Here is an 8686-nt window from a genome sequence, read left to right as displayed (position 1 = left end):
GCTCTCCACCCCCTCCGCCCGCCCCCGCTCACTGCGCCGCAAGGCCGTGCGCGTGCTGATCGGCGTGCTGCTCGGGTACCTCGCCCTGTGGGCCACGGGCTCCCTGGGCATCCTGGGCATGTCGTACGTGGCGCGTGAGACCACCTCGGTGCCCGAGGGGACGCGCTCGGTGAAGGGCATCCACAACTTCCAGCCCGTCGGCACGGACGGTGAGCTGTGGCGCGGCGCCGCCCCCTCCCCCGCCGGTTACCGGGCGCTCGCCGACCTCGGCTTCACCACGGTCGTCGACCTGCGCGCGGAGAAGCTGAGCGCCGCCCAGCGCGCCCTGCCGCGCGAGGCGGGCCTCGACGTCGTACGGGTGCCGATGCGTGACGGGCAGACCCCGACGCCCGAGCAGGTGCGGCGTCTGCTCGACACGGTCTCCGAGAGTTCCGGGCCGGTGTTCGTGCACTGCGGCGCGGGGGTCGGCCGTACGGGGACGATGGCCGCGGCCTATCTCGTGAGGACCGGGCAGGAGGACTCGCCGGGCGCGGTCTGGCGCAACCTGTCGGTCGGGCCGCCGTCGATCGAGCAGATCTACTACGGGCTGATGCTGGAGCGGGAGCGCGAGACGGCGCAGCCGCCGCTGCCGGTGGTCGCGGTGAGCCGCCTCGTCGACGCGCCGCGCCGGATCTGGTCGTACGTGTAGGCGCGCACAGCACGGTGTGACGACTGCGCGGCGCGGGCCAGGAGGGCCCGCGCCGCGCAGTCGTACACCCATTCTCGGCACAGCCCCTACGGCTTGCGTGCCACCGCCCCGTACCCCGGGATGGCCCCGTCGTCCTGTCCGGGGACGGGGTCGCCGAGTTCGGGGTGCCAGTGGTGGGGCACCTCGACGCCGGGGTCGACCAGTTCGAGGCCGTCGAAGAAGCGGGTGAACTCCTCGCGGGAGCGCAGGGCCAGGGTGACTCCGGCGGCCTTGAGCTTCTCGGTGGCCGCCTTCGACTCCTCGGGGGTGAAGTCGGCGGTGGCGTGGGTGACGACCAGATAGCTGCCGGAGGGCAGTTCGGACATCAGCCGCTGGACCAGGGCGTGCGCGCCGTCCTCGTCGGAGACGAAGTGCAGCAGCGCGATCAGGGAGAGCGCCACGGGCCGGTCGAAGTCGAGGATCTTCTTGGCGCCCTCGACGACGGCGTGCGGGTCGCGCACGTCGGCCTGCAGGTACTCCGTGCGCCCCTCCGGCGTACCGCGCAGCAGGGCCGCCGCGTGGGCCAGCACGATGGGGTCGTTGTCGCAGTAGACGACGCTCGTGCCGGGGGCGACCCGTTGGGCGATCTGGTGCAGGTTCGGCTCGGTCGGGATGCCTGTGCCGATGTCGAGGAACTGGCGGACGCCGTGCTCGGCGAGCCAGCGTGTGGAGCGGTGCATGAAGGCACGGTTGACCTGTGCCATCACCGGCACGCGGGGGTCGAGGGTCAGCATCTGCCGGCCCATCGCCTCGTCGACGGGGTAGTTGTCCTTGCCACCGAGGTACCAGTCGTACATCCGCGCGGGATGGGGTCTGCTCGTGTCGATCTCGACGGGGGGACGCCCGTTCATGACGTACTCCATAAGACTCCGCAGCAGTAAGTGATCAATTCAGGGCCAACATAGGGGGATCGGCTGAGCAACAGGGAGGGCGCAACAGGCCTCAGGAGAGCAGGAAGTCGGCCACCCCCGCCTTGGCGCCCTGGATGAAGGCGTTCATCTCGTCGGGCGTGTAGATCAGCGCCGGTCCGTCGGGGTCGGTGGACTGCCGTACGGCGATCCGGCCGTCGGCGAGCTTCATGGCCTCCAGGCAGTTGCCTCCGTTGCCTCCGCTCCAGGGCTTGTGCCAGCCCTCGCTGCCCAGTTCCCGGGCGGGCATGCCGTTGTAGACGCGGTTGTGCGACTGTGTGCGCGGGCGCGACTGCGGCTTGGTGAATTCCATTCGGTGTCTTCAGAGCTCCTCGCGGAGATCCCAGAGGATCTCCTTCGTGCGTTGTGCCGTGGCGGCCTGCGCCGCCATGCGGTCCATGACCTCGAGGTGGGTCGCCACCTCGGAGCGGTCGTCCAGGTAGACGGCGCCGGTCAGGTACTCGCTGTAGACCATGTCCGGAAGCTCCGGCATGGCGAAACGGAACAGGACGAACGGCCCGTACGTGCCGGGGTGCGGTCCTGTGTCGAACGTGGCGACCTGCAGCGTCACATGGGACAGCTCCATCGCCTCCAGCAGTCGGTCGAGTTGGGCGCGCATGACCGCCGGTCCGCCGACAGGGCGGCGCAGGGCGGTCTCGTCCATCACGAACCACAGCCGGGGCGCACCCTCACGGGTGAGCAGTTCCTGGCGTTGCATGCGCAGGTCGACATGGCGTTCGATGTCCGCGGGTTTGGTCTGGCCGATGGCGCCCGAGGTCATGACGGAACGCGCGTAGTCCTCCGTCTGCAGCAGGCCGGGGACGAAGTGCGGGTCGTAGCCGCGGATCAGGGAGGCGGCGCCCTCCAGGCTGACGTACATGGAGAACCAGCCCGGCAGGATGTCGTGGTAGCGCTGCCACCAGCCGGGTTTGTTGGCCTCCTCGGCGAGTTGGACGAAGGTCTCGGCCTCCTCGTCGCCGACTCCGTACGCCTTCAGCAGGAGCTGGAGGTAGGGGATCTTGAGGGCGACCTCGGCGGTCTCCATGCGGCGGACCGTGGCGGCGGTGACATGCAGGACGCGCGCGGCGTCCTCGCGTCTGATGCCCGCGCGCTCGCGCAGGTCCAACAGACGCCGGCCGAGCACGACCTGCCCGACCGTCGGCGCGGACCGCGGCTCGCTCATCTCGCCTCTCTTCCCTGTGACCCTGCGCTGACCTGCGTCGATGTCCGGGCCATCCCGGTGCCGACAGCCTTGCGGCGCCGTTCGGAGATCTCGCGCGTCGCACCCGTCCGTGTACACATACGAACACTGTGTGTGCATACGAACGTTGTGCGAGGGATTTCCAACTGGCGCCGCTACACGTGCTGTTGCGTGCAGTGTGCCACGACCGTTCAGAGAGTCACACGGCACTCTGCAATTTTCAGAGTGACACTTGCCAAGTGTTCACGGCGGGGCGATAGTGGCAAGCGTGATTCCGCCCCCTGCGCCGTTAGGAACAGACGCCGCCGGTGACCGTGTCGGTCCCGGTCCGGCCGCCGGGGCGCGCCCCGAGACAATCGCCGAGCGCCGGTTTCGGTTCGAGCTGGCCGCGCACCCGGGTGCCGTGGCCCAGGCCCGGCGTGTGACCCGTACCCAGCTCACCGGCTGGGCCCTCTGCGAGGACACCTGCGACACGGCTGCCCTCGTCGTGTCCGAGCTGGTGACCAACGCGATCGTGCACACCGCGAGCAGCCAGATCGTCTGCGAGCTGCACGACGGCGACGACCTGGTGCGGATAGCGGTACGGGACGAGGGCTGCGCACCCGGCCAGCCGCACCCCTCGCCGCAGCGGCCCGAGGAGGAACACGGCAGGGGACTGCTCCTCATAGAGTCCCTCTGCCGCTCATGGGGTGCCCAGCCGGTCGGTCTGGGACTCCTGGTGTGGGCGGACGTACCACGCGGCCTGCTCGCCTCCGCGGCCACGGTGATCCCGCCGCAGACCGTCGCGGCCGGCGCGCCCGAGACGGTCGCGGACCTGACCCTGGGCGCGTGCAGGGGCACGGACACGGCGGCCCGGTCCGATCTGGGCTGGGGCGCGAAGAAGCCGCCCACCGAGGACCGGGACGGTGAGGCGGAGTCCTTCCGTCTCACCGGTGTCGAGAGCCGACGCGGCGGTGCCCAGGCCGGGTACCACACGGGCTTCGAATGTCGTGCGGAAGCCGGAGTCCGGCCCCAAGTCGGACGGCGGACGGGGGCCGAATGGGTGTGAGCGCGTCGATCGGTCCCCCTCTGCCTCCCGGTGGGGGCAGAGTGGCCCGCGTGGTGAGCCTCGACACCCTGACCCGACTGCGCCGCGCCCAGCGTTCCGCCGCGCCGCCCCGCCCCATCCCCCTGCCCGAGGGCATGACCGCGCCCATGGGATGCGACGCGGTCGCCGTCCCGGCCCGCTTCGGTCCGATGGTCCTGCCTCGGCTGCCCCGCGTGGGCTGTGTCTACGCCGACCGGGCGCACTGGTGGTGGATCGTGCCGGCCGACTCCGACTACGCGCTGGAGTGGCCGTCGCCGGTGCGCTACACCACCGGGGCGCTGGTCTCCGACGGCGCGGCCGCCCCCGGGCTCATCCTCAGGCCCGAGGGGACGATCCCCTATACGCCGCCGATACCGCTGTATCTGGCGCTGTGCCGGGTGACGGGGACGACGCCCACGTGGTCCCGCATGCCCGCGTAGGGCTCCGCCGGTCGGGCTGCTCCTGGTAGGGGCTGCGCCCTGTGCGGGGGGTCTGTCTCGTGTGCGGCTGCCCTGCTGTGGGGGCCGATCACGTCTGGTCCCCCCGCGCCTCTGACGAGCCCGCGCCCCTGACGGGCCCGCGCCTCTGACGGGCCCGCGCCCCTGACGGGCCCGCGCCTCTGACGGGCCCGCGCCTCTGACGGACCTGCGGCCCTTCAGGGGGATCCCGAAAGACGCCGTAAAGACGCCGTCGCGCGCGCCCCTTGTGCTCCGGCTGGTCGGCGTGGCACCGTCGTGCGCCCTGGCCGGGAGCGGAGGGTGTCGGGATAGTGGCCCTCTGCGACGACTCGGGGGAGGCCGTGAGTGGGGAAGGCACGTGGCGGAGGCAAGCCGGAGACGTCCGAGTCGGAGAGGCTCCTCTTCGGAGGACCGCTGCGGTACGACATGGGCTGGTCGCAGCATGCCGACGCCTTTCTGGAGCTGAACTTCCGCGCGATGATCCGGCGGCTGCCGTCGCTGCTCGCGTCGAGCTTCCGGCTGGCCTGGCAGGCTGACCGGCGAGCCGCCCGGACCGTGCTGGCCGCAGAGACGGGCCGTGGCCTCGCCCAGGCGGTGAGCCTGCTCGCGGTGAACACGATCCTGGCCCGGCTGATGGCGGACGGCACGGTCGAGGAGCGGCTGCGGGAGGCGGTCCCCGCCCTCGTCACCATCGCCGCGGTCATGCTGGTGGCCACGCTGCTGCGGGCCGCGTCGACGTACGCCACCGGCCGGCTGGAACCGAAGGTGGAGCGGGTCGCGACCGAGCTGTACCTGGAGCGGGCGGCGGCGGTGGAGCTGTCCGCGATCGAGGACGACGGCTTTCACAAACTGCTGGACACCGCGAAGTACGGCGCCCAGTCGGCCCGCCGGATGATCAGCTACTCGGCGCGCGTGGTCAACGCGCTGATCTCGCTGATCGCGGCGGCCGGCGTGTTGACCGTGCTGCACCCGGCCCTGCTGCCGCTGCTGGTCACGATGACCCTGCCGAGCGCCTGGAGCTCCCTGACGATCGCCCGCCGCCGCTACACGTCGTTCCACGCCTGGGTGCAGCACGCGCGCGCGGGCTATCTGATCGGATCCCTGCTGATCGAGCCGGAGGCGGCCCCGGAGATCCGGGTGCACGGCGTCGGCCCGTTCCTGCTGCGCCACTTCCGCTCCATGTCGGAGTCCGCGGAGGCCGAGCAGGCCCGCCTGGCCCGGCTGGCGGCCCGTACAGGCCTGTACGCGGCCCTCTGGACGGGGCTGGCCACCGTGGCGACGTACGCGACGCTGGGCGGTCTGCTGCTCGGCGGCACCATGGCTCTGTCCGTCGCGGGTACGGCGGTGATCGCGATCCGCACCGGCTCCGCGAGCCTCGACACGCTGGTCCTGGAGGTGAACTCGCTGCACGAGGAGGCCCTCTTCGTGGGTGACATGCAGCGGCTGTACGTGGAGGCCGCCAAGCGCGCGATCCCGGAGGGCGGTGATCCGCTGCCCGAGGACCCAAGCGAGATCCGGCTGGAGAACGTGACCTTCACGTACCCGGGGAAGGCCGGCCGGCCGGCGCTCAAGGACGTCACCCTGACCGTGCCGCTCGGCAAGATCGTGGCCCTCGTCGGTGAGAACGGCTCAGGCAAGACGACCCTGGTCAAGCTGCTCGCCGGGCTGTACGCGCCCGACCAGGGCAAGATCATGTGGGACGGCGTGGACGCGGCGGGCGCCGACCGGCGACAGCTCGCCGAGCGCATCGCGATGGTCGCGCAGGACTTCAAGCGATGGCCCTTCACGGCCCGCGTCAACCTGGCGATCGGCCGCCCCTCCGCACCGCTGACCGAAGAACGGCTCGCGGCGTCCGTCGCGGAGGCCGGCGCTCAGGACGTGATGGACGATCTGCCGCGCGGCCTCGACACACTGCTGGGCAAGGGGTTCAGCGGGGGGCACGAGCTGTCGGGCGGGCAGTGGCAGCGCCTCGGGATCGCGCGGGCCGCGTACCGGCGCGGGCGCATCCTCATCGTGGACGAGCCGACCGCCGCCCTGGACGCGCGCGCCGAGCTGGAGGTCTTCGAGAAGATCCGCGCCCTGGCGGGCACCGGTCAGACGGTCGTCCTGATCACCCACCGGCTGGCGTCGGTCCGTCACGCCGACCTCGTGCACGTCCTCGATCAGGGGCGCCTGGTGGAGTCCGGCACCCCGGACGAACTGCTGGCCACGGGCGGGGTGTACGCCGAGCTGTACTCACTGCAGGCGGAGCAGTTCGCGGCACGCGTGCCGACCGAGCGGACCGCCGCGGCGAGCGTTCCCGCGCCGAAGGCGGGGTGACGGTCAGGCCGACGCGGTCGCGGCGGTCTCGGCGCCGCGCACGATGACCAGGAACATGTCCGTCGCGATGTCCATGACGACCTCGGCCTGCTGCCCCTCGAGGCGGGCCGCGTGCGCCAGCTCCTCCGCCGGCCACGAGCCGCGCGGCCCACCGGCGGGAAAGCGCCCCAGCACCGTTCGCCCGTTCACCCTGCACCTCCATGTCGCGCTGCATCCGTGAGCCCGTAGCCCGCGGCTAGTCAGCTCGTAGATTTAAACGCCAACCATGGGGTGAACGGCTCGCGAAGTGACGGTACTGAGACGTAGTTGACACGAGGTCAACGGCGGATCGTGAGGTCCCTCTCAGAAACCACACATTCCGGTGACGCCACGTGCCCACACTTGCACTATTTGTCACTCCTCGTACGTCTGGTCGTACGTGACCCGCGCGCCGCCCACCGCACCGGTGACGTCGTGGTCGTAGTCGTGGTCATGATCGCGGTCATCGTCGCGGTCATGGTCATGGTCGTAGTCGTAGGCGTAGGCGTAGTCGTGCTGGAAAGTGTTGCCGTACGACGAGTACCGGCACTGCGTCCGTTTCATGCGCGTCCGGCAGGGGCGCGATCCTCGGCTACGCGGGCGGCTTGTCGTAGTCCTGGATCCGGCCGCCGTGGCTGCGGTCGGTGAGTGCGGCCAGGCGGTCCGTCATCTCCCGAACGGTCGCCGGCACGTCGACGGTGAGCAGTTCGCGATCCCGCATCAGGACACGGCCGTCCACGATCGTGGTGCGTACGTCGGCGGAGCGGGCGCTGTGCACGAGGGTGGCGGCGAGGTCGTGCACGGGCTGGGTGTGCGGGCCGGTGAGGTCGACAAGGGCGATGTCGGCGCGCCGGCCGGGGGCGAGGCTGCCGACGCTCTCCCCCAGCCCCACGGCCCGGGCGCTCTGGAGCGTGGCGTGGTGCAGGGCCTGGCGGGAGGTCAGCCAGCGCGGGTCACCCTCGGTGGACTTCTGCACGAGCGCGGTGAGGGCCATGGCCTCCCACACGTCGAGGGAGTTGTTGGAGGCGGCCCCGTCCGTGGCGAGTCCGACGGGAACGCCGATGCGGCGCAGGGCACGCACCGGGGTCGTGGGCCAGGCGAACTTGAGGTAGCCGCGGGGCGCGGTCGCCACGGCCACCGGTCCCGTCGCCCGCTCCAGGACCGGCAGGTCGCGCTCGACGATTCCGGTGCCGTGCGCGATGAGGACACCCGCGGGGAGGCCGAGCAGTCCGGTGCGTTCCAGGATCTCGATGGGCGTGACGCCGTGCCGGGCCAGGCTGTTCTCGGTCTGGTCGCGGCTCTCCGCGGCGTGCAGGTGCACCGGGAGGCCGTGCTCGCGGGCGAGTGCGGCGGTCGCGGCGAGGTCGGCGTCGTCCACGGTGTAGGGGGCGTGCGGGGCGAGCGCGGTGGTGATACGCCCGCCGGCCGCGCCCCGGTGCCGTAGCGCGAACTCCAAGGACTTCTCACGGCCTTCGGGCCCCTGCGAGGAGAAGAAGGCCTCCCCCAGATGAGCCCGCAGGCCGGTCTCCTCGACCACGGCGGCGACGCTGTCCATGGCGAAGTAGTGGTCGGCGAAGCAGGTCACCCCGCCGCGGATCATCTCCGCGCACGCCAGCCGGGCCCCCAGTTCGACGTCCCGCGCCGTCAGGTTGGACTCGACGGGCCAGATGACGTCGTTGAACCACTCCTGAGCCGGCATGTCCTCCGCGATGCCCCGCAGCGCCACCATGGGCGCGTGCGTATGGCAGTTGACGAGCCCCGGCAGGGCGACCTGCCCGCGCGCGTCGATGCGTTCCGCCGTGGGGACGGGGGCCGTCTCCTCCGCCGGTCCGATGCTCGCGATCACCCCCTCCCGTACGACGATCGCGGCGTCCTCGACGAACGCGATGCCCTCGCCCTCGTCGTGGACGAGGGCGGTGCAGCCGGTGATGACGAGATCGGCGGGTGACGGGGCCGAGGACGAGGTTGAGGAGGGGGGAGCGGCAGAGG

General features: G+C 71.5%; 10 protein-coding genes. 4 read left to right on the top strand and 6 right to left on the bottom strand.

Annotation, left to right across the window (positions count from 1 at the left end; genetic code table 11):
- On the top strand, positions 1-688 hold a 688-nt coding region (locus P1P70_RS35130; RefSeq protein WP_319245086.1), incomplete at its 5' end, for a fused DSP-PTPase phosphatase/NAD kinase-like protein.
- 86 nt (positions 689-774) lie between these two features.
- Here the strand turns inward: P1P70_RS35130 and P1P70_RS35125 are convergent.
- From P1P70_RS35125 to P1P70_RS35115, 3 genes are all read right to left on the bottom strand, one after another.
- Positions 775-1590 (bottom strand): SAM-dependent methyltransferase, encoded by an 816-nt coding sequence (locus tag P1P70_RS35125; RefSeq protein WP_319245085.1) that lies wholly within the window; start codon positions 1588-1590, stop codon positions 775-777.
- Positions 1591-1669: 79 nt separating this feature from the next.
- The gene (locus P1P70_RS35120; RefSeq protein WP_319245084.1) at positions 1670-1948 is read right to left on the bottom strand and encodes a DUF397 domain-containing protein; all 279 of its coding nucleotides are present in this window, start codon (positions 1946-1948) and stop codon (positions 1670-1672) included.
- 9 nt (positions 1949-1957) lie between these two features.
- The gene (locus P1P70_RS35115) at positions 1958-2818 is read right to left on the bottom strand and encodes a helix-turn-helix transcriptional regulator (protein ID WP_319245083.1); all 861 of its coding nucleotides are present in this window, start codon (positions 2816-2818) and stop codon (positions 1958-1960) included.
- 286 nt (positions 2819-3104) lie between these two features.
- On the opposite strand from P1P70_RS35115, the gene P1P70_RS35110 reads away from it, so the two are divergent.
- The 3 genes from P1P70_RS35110 (at position 3105) to P1P70_RS35100 (ending at position 6679) form a co-directional block, all read left to right on the top strand.
- Entirely contained in the window at positions 3105-3884 is a 780-nt protein-coding gene (locus tag P1P70_RS35110) for an ATP-binding protein (RefSeq protein WP_319245082.1), read from the top strand.
- Entirely contained in the window at positions 3875-4342 is a 468-nt protein-coding gene (locus P1P70_RS35105; RefSeq protein ID WP_319245081.1) for a hypothetical protein, read from the top strand. Before P1P70_RS35110 ends, P1P70_RS35105 begins: the two co-directional genes overlap by 10 nt.
- A 363-nt stretch (positions 4343-4705) precedes the next feature.
- Positions 4706-6679: an ABC transporter ATP-binding protein gene (locus P1P70_RS35100; protein ID WP_319245080.1), complete on the top strand. Its 1974-nt coding sequence runs from the start codon at positions 4706-4708 to the stop codon at positions 6677-6679.
- Between the two features lie 3 nt (positions 6680-6682).
- Here P1P70_RS35100 and P1P70_RS35095 read toward each other — a convergent pair whose 3' ends face one another.
- The 3 genes from P1P70_RS35095 to P1P70_RS35085 form a co-directional block, all read right to left on the bottom strand.
- The gene (locus P1P70_RS35095) at positions 6683-6868 is read right to left on the bottom strand and encodes a hypothetical protein (protein ID WP_045555207.1); all 186 of its coding nucleotides are present in this window, start codon (positions 6866-6868) and stop codon (positions 6683-6685) included.
- A 204-nt stretch (positions 6869-7072) separates the two neighbouring features.
- Positions 7073-7261, bottom strand: a complete 189-nt coding sequence (locus tag P1P70_RS35090; protein WP_319245079.1) for a hypothetical protein — start codon at positions 7259-7261, stop codon at positions 7073-7075.
- 28 nt (positions 7262-7289) lie between these two features.
- On the bottom strand, positions 7290-8627 hold the full coding sequence (locus P1P70_RS35085) for an amidohydrolase (RefSeq protein WP_319245087.1): 1338 nt from the start codon (positions 8625-8627) through the stop codon (positions 7290-7292).
- Positions 8628-8686 lie beyond the last annotated feature (59 nt).

Origin of the sequence: Streptomyces sp. MB09-02B, from assembly GCF_033794485.1 — a bacterium.
Lineage (GTDB): Bacteria > Actinomycetota > Actinomycetes > Streptomycetales > Streptomycetaceae > Streptomyces.
The sequence above is the reverse complement of the archived record's forward strand: the minus strand, read 5'-3'. Positions and strand labels throughout refer to the sequence as shown.

What these genes read in the sequence shown, in the direction of transcription:
- P1P70_RS35125 (WP_319245085.1), bottom strand. Translation starts at nt 1,590, where the DNA reads ATGGAGTACGTCATGAACGGGCGTCCCCCCGTCGAGATCGACACGAGC.
- P1P70_RS35105 (WP_319245081.1), top strand. Translation starts at nt 3,875, where the DNA reads ATGGGTGTGAGCGCGTCGATCGGTCCCCCTCTGCCTCCCGGTGGGGGC.
- P1P70_RS35115 (WP_319245083.1), bottom strand. Translation starts at nt 2,818, where the DNA reads ATGAGCGAGCCGCGGTCCGCGCCGACGGTCGGGCAGGTCGTGCTCGGC.
- P1P70_RS35120 (WP_319245084.1), bottom strand. Translation starts at nt 1,948, where the DNA reads ATGGAATTCACCAAGCCGCAGTCGCGCCCGCGCACACAGTCGCACAAC.
- P1P70_RS35090 (WP_319245079.1), bottom strand. Translation starts at nt 7,261, where the DNA reads ATGAAACGGACGCAGTGCCGGTACTCGTCGTACGGCAACACTTTCCAG.